Source organism: Iningainema tapete BLCC-T55 (genome assembly GCF_014698965.1).
Lineage (GTDB): Bacteria > Cyanobacteriota > Cyanobacteriia > Cyanobacteriales > Nostocaceae > Iningainema > Iningainema tapete.
Window position 1 is genome coordinate 304326 of sequence record NZ_JACXAE010000098.1, and the last position, 16999, is coordinate 321324.

Consider the following 16999-nt stretch of genomic DNA (forward strand, 5'->3'; position numbering starts at 1 on the left):
TTTTAATCAAAAAGTTCATATTTATAAATAGTTATTCTTATTAATAATCATGTTTCTTTGACAAATGGGCAAACTAGATCCCCGACTTCGTAATAGTTGTCGGGGATCTGAAGAAGCTTCTTTACAAACAGAATTAAATTAGGAAGTATTACTAGTTTTTAATTAAACTAAGGTAATCATACTATCAACAATTATTGCAGATAGTGTAAATATATTGCAAAACTTAGTCAGCAAAGAGTATTCAGAACTAGAGTAGATACATCTAAATAAAAAATGGGAAATGGGAGTTTGAGATTATGGCTATTTCTAGAATGATTGCCAAAATCACCCAGTATATTTCTGAAGCTGTAATAAGAATTTTTGGTCCTAATGATGATGCTTATCCCATGATTGGTGTGCAACCTTTTACAGGTGAACCATACAAACAAAGGGTAGCTGATAGTTGGTAGATAAAGTAGAAGTAATCAAGCTCCCTGACTTCTTGAAGAAGTTGGGGATATTGTTCTTGAGGTAAATATAAACAAATGGTTAAGATATTTGTAGAAAACAGGTAAGCGATCGCCAGTAACTATCTTCCTCATGTGTAATCTGGTAATCAATTGCTAAGGGTGAGATTTTCCCGCTCTAAGAAGTCAGCGTTTCGGTTAACTGCGTAAATCCTATTTCAGCCAAATCACGGTTAAACATTTTCTGCTCAAGCAAGGAAATGAGAAAATAGGAGAATTAAAGAATGTTTTGGAAGTTTGTGGTTGGAGTTTTGCTATTACCGAGTTGTCTCGGTTTTGAAATAGCTACAGCATCCATACCTAAGTCTAAGGAATTAGCAACACCAGTGCAACTAACACAGGTGATTGATGGAGAGGTAAATTCCTTAGCCCAAGATGAGGAAGTTGACAGTGGAAAACTGAAACACCATCGCCGTTATTACAAACGTCATCGCCATTATAGTCGTTATAGGAAGTGTCCACGTTACAGAGCTTACCGTCGCAGAAATTACCACTACCAGAATGCTCATTACCGCAGAAGACATTACTACGGTAATGGGTATTACTACCCCACCAGAGTGAACTATCATCGACACCCCAATTACTACTATAGACGGCATTATAACAGACACAGGTACTACTACCATCATTAAATAGCAACGAAACCGAGAATTGTAGAAAAGTACATCTCGGTTAGCGGTTTTTAAGAGTGCGTCCCAAGCCATTCCCCTCCACGAAGGGAGTGGCTTTAAGCGTACAATTGTTCACTACTTCCACGACAAGTTTGACGGAAGTTCCCAACGTGAGCGCAGGTTCATCCTGCCACAAGGGTTCCGACGCAATCGCGGCTTTGTCTAAATCTATCAACCTGTGAGAGTGCGAGTGAGGAAGAATGCCAGGGCTGCACTGCCTAGAGGAACTGTCAAATTGTCAATACCGAAAAGTGAAAAAGTTTCTAAACCAGTAGCCACCAATGCTACCACTAGTGATATTATCCAAGTTTGCCAATGGTTGCCTTGTACACTAAGTAAAATTAAACTACCGATCAAATAGCTAGCGATCGCCATAGCTAGCGATCCTTCCCAGCTTTTTTCCCTACCAAATATTTTATATTTGTGTTTACCAAATCTTTGCCCAACCAATGCGGCTAATCCATCTCCCCATGTCATTACCAAAACGCCTAGTACTGCATACTGAGGTTGTTTTAGATACCAAAACCAAGCAACTAAAACACCGATACTAACAGAATAGAAAAAAGTGCCAAAACTTAGGCGTCCTACACTATTAATCCCAGGAAGAATCGGAAATTTATAAGACAATAAGGTGACGATACTAGCTACAATTGAAGCCGTAATGCATAACGAAGCTGGGATATCTAACCACCAAGCCAACAAAATCACATTACCAGTGCCAATATGAACAATTTTGCGCACAACTTCAGGATCTTTTTCGGCAAAGCGATTCACCCGCCAAGCAATGGTGAGGATCAGCGACAGCCAAAATGCTACCATCGTCAGTTGTAGCCATAAAGGGCTGGTAGATTCTAAATCAAGGAGTGAATTTAGCAAAGACGTGAGTAGATAAAATTTTACCTTTATTATCACTTTATTCGATTTGGTTACAGGTATGAAACTATTATTGATTTGGCTAATTAAGTTTTATCGTATTTTTATTTCACCGCTGTTACTCCCGACTTGTCGGTTTCAACCCACTTGTTCAATGTACGCTCTTGAAGCGATAGAACGATTTGGAGTATGGCGCGGTAGCTGGTTGGCGATTCGGCGCATCTTACGGTGTCATCCTTTTCACCCTGGTGGTTACGATCCTGTACCTGAGGAATAAAATGCGTCCTTATCATCACATATCTATTGTTGAGTGTGGAGAACCATTGGTAAAGATTCCGTTAGAACTATTTGCTGTGGAATCTCCTCATCCCTATGAAAAATTAGGTGCGCCTTATGGTGAACATTCCCCTTATTTTCTTCGACAGAGCGTTGTTGATAGCTTAATTGCCGCCCAAAATTATCTCCAACAGCTACGCCCTGGTTGGTACATCCAAATCTTTGATGCCTATCGCCCTGTAGCAGTGCAGCAGTTTATGGTAGAATACACATTCACAGAAGCTGTAAAAATGGCAGGGCTGATTGAGGCTGAGTTAACGGATACACAACTTCAAGCTATTTGGGAAGAAGTGTATCAATTTTGGGCGCAACCCAGTTTGGATGAAAAGACGCCACCTCCCCACAGTACAGGTGCTGCTGTAGATTTGACGTTGGTAGATGATACGGGGATAGTAGTCAACATGGGTTCGGCAATAGATGAATTATCATCAGTATCACTTCCTGATTACTATAGCGATCGCATCGAACCAGAAGCACAACAATATCATGCTAACCGTCAGTTATTGTGTGCTGTGATGGAAAAAGCCGGATTTCAACGCCACCAGGGAGAGTGGTGGCACTTCTCCTTAGGGGATCAGATGTGGGCTTGGCTATATAATCAAGCAAACCCAGCCACTCCTGTTGTGGCAAGATACGGGCGTGTACTATAAAAGTACTATGCATCTTCCGGATTTAGCTGTACTAACTCCTCTGTAGTGTAAGTTCCAATCGGACTCCAAGCTAAATAAGGCACAAGTAACAGCGCTGCTATTAGAGAAATTGGCAAAACTGACACGGTGAGAAGGATACTCAAAATTAAACCACTTGCGCCAATAATTTCCCCAGTTCTCAAACTACGGAAACGCAGCATCATGGGGATGTAGGCAACAGTAATAACTTCTAGTAAAAGATACAAACCCATAAGCAGCCAGGTATACCAGCTACCTGGATTCTTTTCCCAAACAACACTAGCCGAAGCAGCACCGCAAATAAAAATCACCGTCCAAATAATCGGAATCAGTGGTTCAAAAACTAGCCAACGAGGACGACTTAACTTTGCAAACCACTTCACATCACCCGGTGTGATGAAGAAGCTACCAAACTGGACTAATAAAGCTACAGCGCCAATCACCATCCAAGATTTAATCATGGTTACATATCCTATTGAGATGCATTTTGTCAAGTCTTTAGCGCAATTGTGGCAATTCAAACTATGAGTTTAATCAGCCCCAAGTAAGAATCACAAGACAATTTATGCATCTGCTGGATTGAGGCGAACCATCTCCCATGTAGTGTAAGTACCGATGGGACTCCAAAGCAAGTAGGGAACGAGTAACAGTGCTGCCCAGCCAGAAATACGTAAGACTGCGAGGGTTAAGATTACACCAATAATGAAACCTGCTCCACCAATAATCGTACCAATCTTAAGACTGCGCAGGCGAAACATTACGGGGGTGTAGGCAATGGTAACAATTTCCAACAGTAGGTAAAGTCCCATTAAGAACCAAGTTGTGGAGTTTCCTGGATTCTTTTCCCAAACAATATATGCTGACCACGCACCACAGATAAATATTGTAGTCCAAATCAGTGGAATTGCTGGTTCAAAAACTAGCCATCTCGGTCTTTGTAAGCGCTTAAACCACTGGCGATCGCTTGGTGTAATAATGTTAGCACCCAATGCCACGACAAAAGCCACACCACCAATGACCATCCAAGATTTAATCATACCCTCTCCTATCCGCCTATCTCCCCATAATCCGATCTTGTCATTTGTGTTCCGATTACTCATCAGTCATTAGTGCGATTCATCCAAACTCATGAAACTTGTACCGGAAGCATCAAGTTGCTGGTAACGAGCTTTCATCACTGTAATTTGTTGATCTTATGTAGCATAAGGCTATAATGAACGCAAACAGTGTAGTATTAAGAAATATGGTTGCTTCTGTGTGTTTTCCACACAGAAGCTAAGAGAATAGGCGTGCATTTAGAATGGCAACTGATGGTATGAGTCCACTTGATCTTCGTTTAAAGGCAACATGGGAAATGTTGTATCGCAAATTTGTAGACATTCTGCCGGACGAAGAAAATCAGCAAGGTTATGGTTGTATTAATGGTGTTAATATCTTTAACTACTTTAAACCTTGGCAGGTATTTAGTTTAGATCCTAAAACTGCTACAAAAGATGATCTTAAGAAATCATACTATCATCTATGTAAAATTTACCATCCCGATAATCCAGAAACAGGAGATAGACATATTTTTGAGCAAATTGAGTTAATGTATAAAAGTGTTATTGCTGGTATCTAACTAATGGAATTTGACCGAGACAATTTTTTTATTAAAGAAAATATACTTGCAGCAGCTTTTGGTCTTGAGATTGTAAAATTTGATGAGCTAGCACCGCTGCGCGAAAGTCAAAAGTCAAAAGTCAAAAGTCAAAAGTATTCTATATCAAGGCTTTTTCCTGTTTGAAATGGTTGCTTTATTTCCGCCGTCATGCACTAGTATCATTATTAGAATCTTCATCTGATAGTTCTATTCAAATTAAGGAGTCTCTTCACTTTAGATATCGAAATAAAGCTCTAAAGATAAGGCTTTTTTCTCAAGAAGGAGCATTGGCTATTGCTAATTATTTGGATTGACAACGGCACTGGTTCAGTTCTGAAGATGTTTTTAGAATATTCAAGACAACAATTCCGCCTATAAATTTATTTCTAGGCTAATAGCTTAAGTAAGAAGACAGCTTACTGCATATGTATTCAGTCCGTTTTAACGGAATGCGAGCTATAAGCCTTGAACTTGAGTTCAAGGCGTACTCACGGTGAGGTGCTTCAAACTTCTGGGGTGTTATAAGTAGGTTCTAGTCTGGAGCTAGGAAGAGGTTGTTGTGTGGGTGTAATTGAGTTACGGATGAAACTTGCCATTAAGTAACTTGACAAAGATAAAAGACTGACTGTCACGCTGATCAACAACACTAGTGGCAGTGTTTTATAATATAAAACATAGTTTTTTCTACCTATATTAATTGCTGATTTTTTCTGATTTAAACTTTTCTCTGGTGTGGGCACAATTACACGCTCAACCGCAGGTTGTGTTTGTGTAGGAGTAATTGTTTCATTTTCATTACTTTTAGTAGAAAAAGAAAGCTTTTTGTTACTTTCTTCTTGAGGCTGACTGTTATTTTTTGCTCGCTCAAGTGCAGCGATAATTTGTTTTAGTTCATCGGCAGAAAAATTAGGGAACAAAGATTTCAAGTGACGTTCCATTTGTAGTAATCTTTGCTCTGGTTGATGACAAATTGCATTAACAATACTTCTCCTGACAAATAGAAGTGTTTCTTGTGAGAGAATTTTGTGTAGGTAATTGCGTGCTTCTTCAGTAGTTGATGCTGTTTTAGTTCTAGAATCACACAATATTTCAATGGCGATGAGTCCTACTGCCGTTAACAACACTTCATATTCTGGAGGATAGTCTGTTTTGCATTTTTCATACCATATTTTGAGAGTTTTGAGTACATCTTGAGGACTGGAGAAATTTAGTTCCTCACCTAATGCCAATTTAGCGCCAATTATTTGTGCAGCCGGTTTATCTTCACTCTTGAGCCAACGCAACATTGCTTCTTCCATCGCAGTTGGTTGCTCTTGACTAATCCATAAGGGCAGTTGGCTACATTTTGTTACTGTTGTCACACCCGCTTTCTTTTGTTGACTATAAATCTTGACGAGAGTTTTGATAATCTCGTTACTTTCTGCAACACTAACCCAAGCAACCAACTCTTTCAACTTAGGTTCGATTTGGACAAAATTTTTGCTATTGATGTGATGGCAAATCTCTTTAACAATTGTTTGATATTCCCAAAAATGCTGTTCTTCTTTAATAATTACCTGCAAATGTGTGAAAGCTTGGTTAAGTGTGAGTTCATCAATCTTGGGATTACAGATAATATATACACAGGTAAGTGCGACAGTTGCTAATAAAGCTGCACATTGGCGATCGCTACTTTCTTGATGCCATGAATCAAGTATGCTAAAAACAAGCTCAGAATTTTTGCCAGCAGCAAGCGCTAAACTTTCACTAATCCATCTGACTAAATTTGTGTTCTGCGTCATGTCGTGCAGCAAATCCCTTAGCTGCTCTAGATGCAATGGTACTAACATTTTTAACGTCCATTGACCTAAGCGAGTACACACTAGTTTGCTAGGATGGTGAGATAACTCTTTCAGTAAATCGTAAAGTTCTGGTGTAAGTCCACCGTCGCCTTTTTGCGGTACATCATCCTTAGCAGCATACCCTATTGTTAGAGCTATTGTACACAAGATATTGTCAGATTTTTCCCCTTTTTTTTCTGCTTGTACTTTCCAATAGTTCAAAGTGTCAAACATTTGTTTATCATAGCCATACTCGCGCCAACGTGCGATCGCAAAAGCTGCAACTGCTTGCACACCAAGATTGCTATGAGATGCTAAAGCAAGTAAAGTTTCTTGAACTTCTCTACTATCTATTAAACCGATATCACTAATTGCTTCACCAATTACTGCGCGTAGTTGGTTACGTCGTAACTCACTACCAAACAAATTTTGTTCTACTGGAATACCATATACTTTTTGCGCTTCATATTTCTTGCCAACAGAACTTTTTACTAACTCTACCATTACTGGTAGTGCTGTTTGAATGCGGACTCTGTAACTATCCCAAGCTACCTCAAACAATGTCTTACGTTGAAAAGAAAGCTTACTTTCAAATTTTTTGGCTTTCTGCTCTGGTATTTCCACCAAACGGAAAAAAGTTTGTAAATTATGGAAATCGCAGTAATCTAATCCTACCAGTGATTGGTCACGCCGATGCCATTCATGCTCAACTAATTTCCATATTCCCGCCATGCATTGATCGTCAAAAAGACCATCAAAGAAGTTTAATCCTAATGCTAGCAGTTGTTCGCGGGGTTGAAGCTCGTTGTGAAACCATTGTTTCAGTATTTTCTGGTTGTTTTGTGCAATATCTTCTAAATCCTCTGTTAATAAGTCTGACCAAAATTTGCTTTCAGTTTTACCTAAATTCCAACTAGTACGAGGTACATCTGTGCTAATTAAAACGTAACTATTACTTAAATCAGCACTTTTTTGCAGTTGGAACAAATTATAGTTGACATGTTGTGGTAGTGTATGAGTTAGAATATATATAGTGGTAGTTGGTGTAGATTGTATTTCTGTGGATAGTATTTGTGCTGGGTCAGAATATAAATCTAAACTACGATACCACTCCTTAATCGGGATAGACAGCTGGTGTGGCGATCGCTTCTGTAACTCTGAGCGAAGATACCATGCCAAGTGACGCACTAAACCAACTTTATCTATGTTAATATCCCCTGACAGTACTAACAGTCTTTGCTCAAGTACCTGATTGAGCAAATAAGGAGTAATTGTTGGACTGATATAGCTTGGTGGTTGGAAATCTTGGAGATTTGGCTCAAAAAAGTCTGATGATTGTTTATTATTTACAACAGAGCTACTAGTATCGTTGGGAATGCTCCCGTTGCAACCCTTGGGCTGCTGCCCACAGTCGATGTTTACTAGCTGCGGGTGAATATCTAGAGCCATAAGCGTTGAGTTTAATTCGAGATGTAGATGCTGATCCATTTCAAAAAAGCTTGGCTATGTAGAATCCGAAAAATTCTCTGACGCCAAGGAGCGTAGTTGCACTTGCACTCTTTCGTTTATTCTCTCACAGTATGTTATATTTACGATACTTTTAAAGCAGAAGTCGGGATGCCAAAATTAATTTATAAATTTACTTGAATTATTCAGGTTAATTGTATGTGCTTGGTGTGATTGGGAAAAAAATATTTGAAGATCGCAAAAAAAACTTGTTCGTGATTGCCAAACTGATTACAATTGGGGATAGATAGGATTATAAAGTTAAAATTAAGTCAAAAGTAATTATACTTAAAAAAATCGCCATGATTTTGCTATTAGTCTCCACTAGTCTATATTCTATCTAGTAAGGCGATAAGTCCCTCAATAAAGCCACAAGAACCTCGCGCTTGTCGGTTTTGGGATGTTGAATTAGTAAAGGAATTAATTTACGAAATTCCCCAGCTACAGTTTGTATAAACTAAACAGACGGGAAGAGCGACAACTTGCTAATACATAGCTGACCGCTAGCTAATAAATTTTACCGCAACGTAGCGCTCTAAATAAAGAATGTTATCAGAAAGGGACAGCAACTAACACTTATCCTAATTGCACAGTCACCTTGATCATCCTGTTGACAGTCAAAAGTTAACAAATTGAAAGACGAATTATGCAGTTTATGAAGTGCATTAGTTGGCGTGTTACCGAAGAAATTTTCTTCATATCTTCATAGCCTATCATGTCGTCAACAATAGCGGCATGAGCCTTGAGATAGATTTATAATGTCTATTTTTATTTTAATAGATAACGAAATCTATCATTCTATAGACTGTTACCCTAACCCCAATTGCCAGATTATTGTCAGGTTATAACAACTGACACTGGTAAAGTCCCAACTTGCTTGTCCAACCTGATTCCCTCATTTGACTACAGTGAATACCCTAACTCTTGCGCCTCAAGAAGTACAAGAACCTCTTTTTGTATCTACATCGGTAGTAACAACGAACATTCTTCCATCGAAAACCAAGCAAAGCATTCGGACGAGCCTGAAAGCATCTACCTTGGATGGAGTTTTCGCCACCGTTTTTTCTAACATTACTGGCGGTGTATTGCTGACAAATTTCCTACTCCAACTGGGTGCAAGCCCTGTGGAAATAGGGTTGTTGTCATCAATTCCGTTGTTGGCTAATTTCCTTCAACCATTGGGCGCTTATCTTGCCGATCGCTCATCGAGCCGCCATTGGTATACCATGACAATATTCGCACCTTCCCGGCTACTATGGCTAATTTTAGTAGGGGGAATAGCTTGGTTTAGCTGGACTAATACCGAGCCACACCAGTTAATAAATTGGACACTGGGAATAATTATAGTTACTCATATATTAGGAGCCTTAGGCGGTTGCGCTTGGTTCAGTTGGATGGCGGCTTTAGTTCCCCAACGTTTACGGGGAAGGTATTTTGGCTTGCGTAATAGTGCTGCTAGTTTGACTAATCTAGTGTGTACTCCAATACTGGGATATGCCCTGTGTGCTTGGCATGGTAGTCAAATAGCTGGTTACGGAGTACTGTTGTCCCTGGGAGTAGTAGTTGGGTTGGTAAGTTTGGCATGTCAGTTTTGGATGAGAGATGTAAATCCTCAAGAAACTCACAAGAGTGAATTACCGCAAAAAGAAATTGCTGCTGTACAGTCTGAAAAATTTAACATCCTTAAAGATGTGAATTTCTTAAAGTTTCTACTCTATGTTGGTGGATGGACGTTCGCAATGAACCTAAGTACACCGTTTTTTAATCTTTACATGCTGGACAACTTAGGTTTGGATATCAGCACTGTTACACTATATACTAGTTTGCTAGCTGGAGCGAACTTAGTCATGCTAATTTTCTGGGGTAAGTTAGCAGACAAGATTGGAAATCGTCCATTACTATTGTTTGTGGGAATGGCGATCGCACTTACACCCTTATTCTGGTTGGCTGCTGGCAATGACTCACTTTCTGTCTGGATATGGCTACCACTTATACACATAGCTTTGGGTGGTTTCTCTGCAGCAATTGACTTGTGCAACAATAATATTCAGATGGAAGTTGCGCCATTGAATCGTCCTTCTCAGTATTTTGCCTTAGTTGCGGCTGTAAGCGGTGTCTGTGGTGGAATGGGAGCAACAGCAGGTGGTTTCTTAGCAGGGTTGGATATTATTGGTGGCTTACCTGGATTATTTGCCCTTTCCGCAGTGTTGCGATTGGTTGCTTTGATACCTCTGGTATTTGTCCGCGAACCACGCAGTCTGGCGATGATTGAACTGGTGCGAAATATTCCCCGCTTCAAGCTTCGCCCTATGTTATTTCCTGAAGTAGGAATTGCCACACAAGCAAAATGATTTAAATCTTACGTAAGAAATTTTGAGCAAACTAGATCCCCGACTTCTGTAAGAAGTCGGGGATCTGATTTTAGATGATTGCCCCTAACCCCGTGATACAAAAAGACGCGCTACTTCACAGACAAAATTGGGTAGAAACGGCGATGTAATCACATCATTAAGCTGTTTGGCTCGTAACAGTGTTTTTTCGTGTGAGGCTGCTTCGATTGTATCTAACAAAAGGGAGCGATCGCGCTTGGAGACACGCTGTAGTCGCATCTCCACTCTTACTATCGCTGCGTAGTAGAGCAATCGATTTGGAAGCCCTCTCGTTTCAATAGAAAACAATTGCTACTAGGGTTGTCAGTAGAGACGCGATTAATCGCGTCTCTAGTGGTAGCAAAAACAAAGAGCTGGGATAGGAGTAACATCCAAACACCAACACACATGATACCCAAAAGCCCTACTAATATACTCTTACGAGTAATTTTTTTATTTGTGATTGGTGCTGATTGACTACATACTGTTTGTGGCGACCAAAAATGGTCATCAAAATCGTAGTAACTCATTTTTTCAGTGAAACGGCTTGCTACAGATTAGCACACTTACGTGGAATGTGTAGCACTATCCTCCTAATTATATAAGTAGTATTAAGTAAATGATTTCACCTTCTTGTCTCCTGACTCCTGACTCCTGTCTCCCGTCTCCCGTCTCCTGACTCCCACAAATAAACCACCCATGAAAAGTAAAGCTAGGCTCATCGAAGGTTCAGGGGCTGTAACTCTAACTTGACTTTTTCTTAAAGCTACTAAAGTTAAATTTGCTTGATTAGCAAAATATCTTTGTAGAGAACCACTGATAAAAGCGGTAGCAAATTCTTGATTATCGCCAAAATTCACTTGGCTATCTTCACTGAAAAGTGTTACATTTGCGCTTTTTTGATAAGTAATAAAATCCTTATTACCTAAAGTATCTAAGTTTCCCGTCAAAGAAAAGAAATCTAAAGGATTTTTGGCAAAATTATTAGTTTTATTAGCTAACAATATAGAGATAAAATCTGAGTTTTGTTCCTGTATATCAGTGGTATTGAATAATAAAAAGGAAATATCTCCTGTAGCGCCAGCATTTTCTGCTGGTGATTCATCTATCGATGTTTCCAGGTTTAAAGCCGCTATAAAGTTGAAATAAAAAGATCTACCAGCTTCTACATCAAAATTACCAATAATTTTAGCTTCAGTTTCTGAATAGCCAAAATAATCTTTACTTTCACCAAAAGCTAAACTTAAAGCAGAAGTAGAAGCAGCAGGTGGTTCAGTGATAAAATTTGTCTGTGCATCAATATTTTGCACAGTTACAAATCCACCATTGGTAAAAGCAAAGGTATTACCTTGATTTAATCTTTCAATTGCTGCGAAGCTTTCACTAAAATTAGTAAAATCTAATTCTCCTTGAGAAATTGCTAGAGTAGCAGCTTGACTAGGTGTTGCAATGGCAGTAGCTACCAAAGAAGTAACTGAGAGTAAAAATTTCACAAATCCCACATATTGCTTCATACAATTTTCTTATACTGCTTAATGACTATCTAAGTGATAATCAAAAATACACACAGCGCTATTGTCATTCCGCAATTATTGGGATAGCTTCACTGTATTTAAAAAAACTTTAATACGTTGCTTGTAAACGACTTAAAAGATACTCTCCTGCCAATATGGGAGGAAAAATTGGGGGATGTTCTTGATGACAATTCAGACAAGCAATTTCCGTATCGTCATTAGGATGACAGAAAAAGGCGATAGAATAGCGAGATTGTTGCAAGCGATCGGCATTAGGAATCATTACCCGATGCTTCGTGGAGGCAAACACGTTATTTGTCCACCTTTGCATCAAATCTCCAGTATTAACTAACACAGTACCAGGCATAGGTAGAGCCGCAATCCATTCACCTGATGCTGTTTGCACTTCCAACCCTCCGACATTATCTTGAAACAACAAGGTAATACTGCCATAGTCAGAATGTTCACCAGCACGAATCTGCCCTAATTTGACTTGTTGCTGTAATGGGAGATAGTGTAGTAGTCGCAGAGTATGATTTTGTTCGCTATGTCTAATGACAAAAAAATCTTCTGGCAATTTTAATGCCAAGGCAAAAGCTTGCAAAACTTGATTTGCCAATTCTGTACAAGCTTGATAAAAGGCGAGAACACAAGGGTTTTGTGTTAATATAGAGGCATTACTTATATTCAACGCTTCTTTGAGATCGCCTGGTTTGCTGGGGTTAAGGCGTTCCCTTTCAATACCAACATAACCTTGATTGCTAAATTCATCACTCCAAGCTTGCTGTTGCTTGACTTCTAATGGTAAACTGAAGAAGTGTTTGCTCTGAGTAAATACTTGCTCAATTAAGTCTTGAGATATCTCAGGGTTTTGCAAGTACATGAACCCAATTTCATGGCAAGCTTGATATATTTGCTCAACTATAATTTGCCTAGCTGTTGCATCACCTTGAGTGAAGGAAGAAAAATCAATTACGGGAATATTAACCATAAAATTTGGGATTTTAACTGCAGATAATTATATGAATATTAATGGCTTGTAGTAGCGCTGAAGCGCTTATTACAAAGACCTAAGTCTTCATAAGTTTCAATCACAGCAGCCAATGCCGAAGCGGACATTTTCTAACGCTTCCTCGACTGTATCTCCTTGTGTAACCAATTCTGGTAAAAGTGGAGATGTGACTGTAACGCCACCTTCAGGTTGCGGAGAGAGTAGCAATGGAACTTTGTAAAGCATCACTTGCCCTTGATACAACAAATAAAAGTTTTGAATCTAACTATAATCTTATTAGGTCTTCACCGTATCACTTACTCATTGAGGAATAAATTTTGTTAAAGATTATGTAAGTAGAAACATTAAGCACGGTTTATTGTCCCATCCCAGTAATTAAAACTTGTTTGAATCTCACTCCAATTTAATTGAACAATACCAGGTTTTGTGGAATTGTTATTTATTCCCCAAGGATTGAATAAAGTGAATTGTTGTGAGGCAGGATTGTAACCTAATAGGGCATAAGCATGATTAGACACTATATTTTGTGCAGTGTTAGACTTTGTACTTAATCCAATTAGTTGACCGGAATTGACAGCATTGACTATTGCAGAAAAGTTGATCGGATTACCAAAGGATGTACTGTATCCGGTGATTTGTGCTAACGCATCATTAACATATCCACCATTACCAATACCATTATAAGAATTAGTGTTATCTCGATATATCCATCCAGATTCGTTAAGTTGGGCATATGCTTTTTCTGCTAGAGCAACCCACAATTCGTTAGAAGAATGGTTGTAATAGTCACCTTTATTTGCATAAACGAAGTATCCTTGTGCAGTAGTTGGTAAATACCTATCTACAGTCACATAATCAGCAACCCCTTTGTTGTAAAAACGGACTGTAAAAGTATTGTCACCGTTGTTAATGAACATACTCTCAATTTTGCTTGGGGACGAAGAAGCTGTTGCCGCTAAACCAGTGAGCAAATAGCAATCATTCATATCGCCTTGTTTCACATCACTGTATGAAACTCCATTCTGAAACAGAGAACCACTAGCATACTGATATGTGTAAGGGGTTTGTGGGCGATCGCCACCCAAAAACCACTTATTAATCAGGTTTTCCATCTGTCTGTCACTACTACCGACAGATAAATTACCTAGTGTATTGCCCTGATACTTCTGATTGGCAGGATCACTATTAACGACTTTGTGAGCTAAGACTCGGACATACTCTGGTATTTTCAGGTAAGAGGCATTGCTGACTAAAGTACGTAAATCTTTTAGTTCTGTTCCATCAACGACGCCATAGTCCTTTGCGTCACGAAGGATAGCAATCATATCATTGCGATCAATCATGTTATCTGCAAAACGCGATCTTGCTGCTGCACGTATACCAGTATCCTGAATATTTTGCTCAAACCAGTCTAAAGACGCTGAGCTGGAAACCTTCAAATTGTAGTAAGTATTTGCATCCTGAACTCTGTATACCTGAATGTAGTAATTACCTGCATTTAGAGTTGAGTTAACATATTCAGCATTTCTACGCTGATTTGTAGAACTGGCAATTACTGAACCATTATCATTGAGCAGTCTTACATCTACATTGTCTGTTAACCCATTCAGGACAAGATTGAAGCTACTACGACCAGTTAAACTAAATTTATAGTAATCATTGCTATCAATTCTACTTATATAGTCTGTAAAAACTTGGCTAGAATTAGTAACATTTATAATTCTTGCTGTACCTAAACTGTTTCCAGCATAATCAACGGGCATAACTATATAATGCATCCTAAAGTTAAGGGAAATTGGCAAAATGCACCCGTTAAACCCTCTTCATACAAGGGTTTATAGTTAGTTATTAAATTCAAATTGAATTAACTTTGTTCTATATTGCTGTTGATTTTCCCCAAACAGCCATGTGAAAAATACGTGATTTTAATTACAGGTTTTTAATAAAATTAAGTATATATGCAGTTAATCTTAAAGAGAATTACACATTTAGATTTTCAATCGTCAAAAACTTTGCTAAAAGCGACGGGGCAGAAAGGGTTTGGTGTATTTGACTCAGATTTTAGCTATCCCACCTACTTTTTCAATAGCTCTGGCTTCATGTCAACCCTATGGAAAGCAAACCTTGTAGAGACGTTCCATGGAATGTCTCTACAATATTTTTCACTGCTATGTCTAATGAGGCAATTAGGAAAGCACAGTAAAATTAGTTTTGACGACAAGGTCGTTGAAATCTTTATCACCACCGGCAAACATATCTTCAAAGGCGAAGGAGTTGTTGCCGAGTATGCGCATGTGGTCAACCTTGTCGGGATTTGCCCCTAGAAACGCAAAGTAAGCAAGCGGAACTTGTCCTTCGCTTCCCTGAGCGGGCTGGTTTGTGGAATTTGACGACAGAAATTCATCCTTAGTGCCATTGGCAATAAGGTAAGGCGCATATATTGCCCCACCGTCCAACTGCTGTAAACCTGACGCGCTGCGATTGCCTCCTAGCTCGGAGTTATGCTTACTTTGTCGAAGCGCGACTTGTGCATAGTTTGCATCGCCTGGGTTAATTTGGGTACCTGTCAATTCATCGATAATCGTGCCCTGTGCATTTTCAATCTTATATAGACCAAAACTATTGTTATAAAAAGCGTCGCTGACAATATTAAAGTTTAACTCAATTGGCTGATTGGCTTGAGCAAGTAGGTCAATGAGTTCTAACTTAGTTGTCTGTTGCAATGGCGTTCCTATGGGTAGACTTGACTCTGTTGAGGCTCCTACTGATAGGACGACGTTATTGAAGCTTTGATTACCTGATTGATCTCGCCAACTCAGATTAAAACTCCCATCACCTGAGGGTGATACTTGTAAGTAATCTGTGTTATTGGGATTAGCTGAGGGTGAACCGAAGAAAACATTTGAAGGCGTTCCCTGAGTCGAAGCGCTCCCTAGTGCCTCAGCGGCTGTGCCATTCTGCACCAAGTAAAACCCTAAGTTTGTGCCTGCTTTAAAACTTAAATTACGCAAAAAGTCGGCATTGGGTAGCAAACTATTGGTATCTGGGAGTACAGAGAAAATTGGTTGTGCATTTTTCAGCGCAGCTTCTAGATAACCGGGAGCACCAGGAGCAATACCATTAATCGTCCCTTGAGCGTTATCAACAGTATAAACCCCAATTTCGTCGAAGAAGTCCGTATTAACTGAACCAAAGTCAAAATCTAGTACGACTTGTTGTCCGGCTGGTCCTTGTACAGTAAAGAAATCGTTTGGGTTTTGAATCAGGTTAGGTGCGATCGCAAAAGAAGAACTACCACCTCCAGAAGAATTATCACCTCCAGAAGAACCACCACCTCCAGAAGAACTACCACCTCCAGAAATTGGTGGATCGCTGATATTGGCAGTGAGATTTACCCCAGGCAGGGCGTTGAGAATCGGGTCACTACTTGTAATCGTTGCGCTAATCGCACCCGTCTGATTGCCTTCCATCACACCGTCATTAACAGCGAGGACAGGAATGTTTTTAATGGTTGCAGCCGTGCTCCCAGCCGGAATAACAACGCTTACAGGCTTGCCTGCACCGTTACCTAAGTCTAGCTGAGCGTCGGGAGTCAGAGTAATAGTGGCATCAGCTGGGGTGGGAATCGGAGTGTTGAGGATAGGGTCAACACCCAAGTCGATACCTACACTTAAGTTTTGTGCACTACCGCCTTCTGTGAGATTACCTGTGAGTGGGGTCAGGGTAATTTTGGCTGGTGTGGCTGGTGACGTTGGTGGATCGCTGATATTGGCAGTGAGATTTACCCCAGGCAGGGCGTTGAGAATCGGGTTACTACTTGAAATCGTCGCGCTAATTGTACCAGTCTGATTGCCTTCGCTCACACCGTCATTAACAGCGAGGACAGGAATGTTTTGCAGCGTCGCCGCTGTGCTCCCAGCCGGAATAGTAACAGTCAAAGGCTGACCCGCACCATTACCTAAATCTAGCTGAGCGTCGGGAGTCAGAGTAATAGTGGCATCAGCTGGGGTGGGAATCGGAGTGTTGAGGATAGGGTCAACACCCAAGTCGATACCTACACTTAAGTTTTGTGCACTACCGCCTTC

Annotated in this window: 18 protein-coding genes; 7 read left to right on the plus strand and 11 right to left on the minus strand. The window is 39.8% G+C overall.

Annotation, left to right across the window (positions count from 1 at the left end; genetic code table 11):
* Positions 1 to 296 precede the first annotated feature (296 nt).
* Positions 297 to 449 (plus strand): hypothetical protein, encoded by a 153-nt coding sequence (locus tag ICL16_RS33410; RefSeq protein ID WP_190835867.1) that lies wholly within the window; start codon positions 297 to 299, stop codon positions 447 to 449.
* Between the two features lie 281 nt (positions 450 to 730).
* The gene (locus tag ICL16_RS33415) at positions 731 to 1138 is read left to right on the plus strand and encodes a hypothetical protein (RefSeq protein ID WP_190835868.1); all 408 of its coding nucleotides are present in this window, start codon (positions 731 to 733) and stop codon (positions 1136 to 1138) included.
* 40 nt (positions 1139 to 1178) lie between these two features.
* On the opposite strand, the gene ICL16_RS47475 is transcribed toward ICL16_RS33415, so the two are convergent.
* Both ICL16_RS47475 and ICL16_RS33420 read right to left on the minus strand, forming a co-directional pair.
* The gene (locus ICL16_RS47475) at positions 1179 to 1352 is read right to left on the minus strand and encodes a hypothetical protein (protein WP_337907177.1); all 174 of its coding nucleotides are present in this window, start codon (positions 1350 to 1352) and stop codon (positions 1179 to 1181) included.
* Positions 1349 to 1996, minus strand: coding sequence for a diacylglycerol/polyprenol kinase family protein (locus tag ICL16_RS33420; RefSeq protein ID WP_238361076.1), 648 nt, complete (start codon positions 1994 to 1996; stop codon positions 1349 to 1351). Before ICL16_RS33420 ends, ICL16_RS47475 begins: the two co-directional genes overlap by 4 nt.
* 115 nt (positions 1997 to 2111) lie before the next feature.
* Here ICL16_RS33420 and yidD point away from each other — a divergent pair, with 115 nt between their 5' ends.
* Positions 2112 to 2327 carry a membrane protein insertion efficiency factor YidD gene (yidD, locus tag ICL16_RS33425; RefSeq protein WP_190835870.1) on the plus strand — a complete coding sequence of 72 codons (216 nt, stop codon included), beginning with the start codon at positions 2112 to 2114 and terminating at the stop codon, positions 2325 to 2327.
* A gap of 1 nt (position 2328) precedes the next feature.
* Positions 2329 to 3036 (plus strand): M15 family metallopeptidase, encoded by a 708-nt coding sequence (locus ICL16_RS33430; protein WP_190835871.1) that lies wholly within the window; start codon positions 2329 to 2331, stop codon positions 3034 to 3036.
* A 5-nt stretch (positions 3037 to 3041) separates the two neighbouring features.
* On the opposite strand, the gene ICL16_RS33435 is transcribed toward ICL16_RS33430, so the two are convergent.
* Positions 3042 to 3515 carry a TspO/MBR family protein gene (locus ICL16_RS33435; protein ID WP_190835872.1) on the minus strand — a complete coding sequence of 158 codons (474 nt, stop codon included), beginning with the start codon at positions 3513 to 3515 and terminating at the stop codon, positions 3042 to 3044.
* Between the two features lie 102 nt (positions 3516 to 3617).
* Positions 3618 to 4091, minus strand: a complete 474-nt coding sequence (locus ICL16_RS33440) for a TspO/MBR family protein (RefSeq protein WP_190835873.1) — start codon at positions 4089 to 4091, stop codon at positions 3618 to 3620.
* A gap of 263 nt (positions 4092 to 4354) precedes the next feature.
* Between ICL16_RS33440 and ICL16_RS33445 the strand changes: the two genes are divergently transcribed.
* A complete protein-coding gene (locus tag ICL16_RS33445; RefSeq protein WP_190835874.1) occupies positions 4355 to 4672 on the plus strand; it encodes a J domain-containing protein in 318 nt (105 codons plus the stop codon).
* A 3-nt stretch (positions 4673 to 4675) separates the two neighbouring features.
* On the plus strand, positions 4676 to 4837 hold the full coding sequence (locus ICL16_RS33450; RefSeq protein ID WP_190835875.1) for a hypothetical protein: 162 nt from the start codon (positions 4676 to 4678) through the stop codon (positions 4835 to 4837).
* A gap of 359 nt (positions 4838 to 5196) precedes the next feature.
* Here the strand turns inward: ICL16_RS33450 and ICL16_RS33455 are convergent, their stop codons facing one another.
* Positions 5197 to 7962, minus strand: coding sequence for a hypothetical protein (locus tag ICL16_RS33455; protein WP_190835876.1), 2766 nt, complete (start codon positions 7960 to 7962; stop codon positions 5197 to 5199).
* A gap of 965 nt (positions 7963 to 8927) precedes the next feature.
* Here ICL16_RS33455 and ICL16_RS33460 point away from each other — a divergent pair.
* On the plus strand, positions 8928 to 10370 hold the full coding sequence (locus tag ICL16_RS33460) for an MFS transporter (protein WP_190835877.1): 1443 nt from the start codon (positions 8928 to 8930) through the stop codon (positions 10368 to 10370).
* 84 nt (positions 10371 to 10454) lie between these two features.
* On the opposite strand, the gene ICL16_RS45025 is transcribed toward ICL16_RS33460, so the two are convergent.
* From ICL16_RS45025 to ICL16_RS33490, 6 genes are all read right to left on the minus strand, one after another.
* Positions 10455 to 10628 carry a hypothetical protein gene (locus ICL16_RS45025; protein ID WP_202895835.1) on the minus strand — a complete coding sequence of 58 codons (174 nt, stop codon included), beginning with the start codon at positions 10626 to 10628 and terminating at the stop codon, positions 10455 to 10457.
* Between the two features lie 371 nt (positions 10629 to 10999).
* Positions 11000 to 11902, minus strand: coding sequence for a PEP-CTERM sorting domain-containing protein (locus ICL16_RS33470; protein WP_190835878.1), 903 nt, complete (start codon positions 11900 to 11902; stop codon positions 11000 to 11002).
* A 109-nt stretch (positions 11903 to 12011) separates the two neighbouring features.
* Positions 12012 to 12893 carry an isopenicillin N synthase family dioxygenase gene (locus ICL16_RS33475; RefSeq protein ID WP_190835879.1) on the minus strand — a complete coding sequence of 294 codons (882 nt, stop codon included), beginning with the start codon at positions 12891 to 12893 and terminating at the stop codon, positions 12012 to 12014.
* A gap of 96 nt (positions 12894 to 12989) precedes the next feature.
* Positions 12990 to 13139, minus strand: coding sequence for a type II toxin-antitoxin system HicB family antitoxin (locus ICL16_RS33480; RefSeq protein ID WP_238361071.1), 150 nt, complete (start codon positions 13137 to 13139; stop codon positions 12990 to 12992).
* 119 nt (positions 13140 to 13258) lie between these two features.
* Complete coding sequence (locus tag ICL16_RS33485; RefSeq protein ID WP_190835880.1) at positions 13259 to 14677, minus strand: C2 family cysteine protease; 1419 nt, start codon at positions 14675 to 14677, stop codon at positions 13259 to 13261.
* A gap of 423 nt (positions 14678 to 15100) precedes the next feature.
* Positions 15101 to 16999 (minus strand): DUF4114 domain-containing protein (locus ICL16_RS33490; protein WP_190835881.1); only part of this gene is annotated, 1899 nt, incomplete at its 5' end.